The organism is Mycolicibacter sinensis (assembly GCF_001667375.1).
Taxonomy (GTDB): domain Bacteria; phylum Actinomycetota; class Actinomycetes; order Mycobacteriales; family Mycobacteriaceae; genus Mycobacterium; species Mycobacterium sinense_A.
Genome location: NZ_LZIN01000099.1, coordinates 1 through 1,070, shown reverse-complemented (window position 1 = coordinate 1,070; position 1,070 = coordinate 1). Strand labels below are relative to the sequence as shown.

Genomic DNA, 1,070 nt, shown 5'->3' with positions numbered 1-1,070 from the left:
GCGATCCGCTTGGCCCGGCCCAGCCACAGCGCCCGGCCTTGGCCGTCGAACACACTCAGATAGTGGTACGCATGGCCGGCCATCCGCAGCAGGTCGGTCATCGGCAACCACGAACCGGCGGCGGTGTGGGCCTTGCCCGCCGCGGCCTGCAGTTGGGCCAGCGTGGTCGAGACGATCACCGTGACCGGCAGGCCATTGAGCTGTCCCAGGTCTCCACCGGCCAGCACCGCCCGCAACGCGGCCAACAGCGCATCGTGCTGGCGTTGATCGCGGGTGCGGTGATCCTGCTCAATCTGCTCCTGCGATGGCGTGCCACTGATACACGGCGTTTCGTCGGCGGCGTTGCACATCCCCGGTGCCCCCAGCTTGGCCAGGACCGGCTCCAGGGTGGCCCGCAACTCCGGGGTGATCGTGCCGGACACGCTGCTCATCCCATCGGGGCGTTGCGGCCCCAGCCGCAGCCCGCGCCGGGCTTGGCGTTCACCGTCGTCGGGCTCGTCGCCGTCTTGATCCAGCACCGCGATCAGGTGCACAGCCAGGCGTTGAAAGGTCTCCGGGGCGAACAGGGTGGCCAGCTCCGCCAGATCACGCTCGGCGCGCTCGCGATCGGCGGCACTGACGCCAGCGGGGATCTTCGCCATCGCCGCACGGGCGATCGCCACCTGCTCGGGGCCCACCCGCCCGTCGGCTTGGGCGGCCGCCAGCCCCGGAAGCACCGGGGCCAGTGGCTCGCCGCAGAGGGCGGTGCGCGGGCCCAACTCGGCGGCCTCATCGATGCGCCGCCGGGCTTCTTTCGCGCTGATCCGCAACCGCTCACTGAGCGCTTTGGCCAGCGAGCACGCCGCCAGCACCTCGGCATGGCCCTCAGCCACCAGCCGGGCCAAGATCTGATGCTCGATCACCGGCGCCTGCCACGCCAACGCCTCCCGGCGGGCCAGCACCTCCACCAACTCCTCGGGACTCAACGCATCAAACGAACACCGCGCCAACCGGGCATTAATCGCCTCCTGCTCATCGAGACACTCCATGATGGTGTCCCGATCCGCGAACACGTCCCTGCCCATAAATCG

General features: G+C 69.9%; 1 protein-coding gene. It reads right to left on the bottom strand.

The features are described from left to right. Positions 1-1,052: DUF222 domain-containing protein (locus tag A5771_RS20455; protein WP_234783144.1), on the bottom strand; the 1,052-nt coding region annotated here is incomplete at its 3' end. Between the last annotated feature and the right edge of the window lie 18 nt (positions 1,053-1,070).